Annotated in this window: 1 pseudogene; it reads right to left on the bottom strand. The window is 53.0% G+C overall.

The features are described 5' to 3' along the window. Positions 1-66: 66 nt before the first annotated feature. Positions 67-541, bottom strand: a pseudogene (locus tag LRL21_RS44835) (hypothetical protein); the annotation flags it as partial.

Below are 541 nucleotides of genomic sequence, written 5' to 3'. Positions count from 1 at the left end.
ACGCATAGATAATCTGGCTCTTCGATGCGGCTGAAGTCAATCGTCCTCCGACATCAACAAGCGTAATCATAACAGCACCTGCCATAATTGGCCTACAGGTTCATCTGTAGTAAGAAGTATGGCATCTAGTGACTCCACAGCCGGACCCGGCAAATGGTCTTCCGTCAGCATAAATGCCTTCATCCCGCTGACCGTCACAGCCTGATCGCCGCCGCTCAGCAGCTTCGCCTCAATTGCTTCAATATCATTCATGGTTGTGCCCTCCGGCAGTTTCACGGTCGTTGAGAACCATTCGTACGCCCCCTCGTAAACCGCCCGGAACTTCCCGATTCGAATATCGTCAAAGGAACTGGAATACACAGTCAGCGAGCCCTTCAATTTCACCCGGATATCGATACAGGGCGCTTTCTGCAGCGTCGGATCGGATGCCCGCTTCGACGTCTGCACATATAAATAATGACGCAGATCCGTTACCTGCCATGACTCCGAACCAGACCCGGCAGTCATCAGCTCGGACAATCGGCTGTGGCGCTCCATTTCC

Source organism: Paenibacillus periandrae (assembly GCF_022458865.1).
Lineage (GTDB): Bacteria > Bacillota > Bacilli > Paenibacillales > NBRC-103111 > Paenibacillus_S > Paenibacillus_S periandrae.
This window is presented reverse-complemented; position numbering and strand designations above follow the sequence as displayed.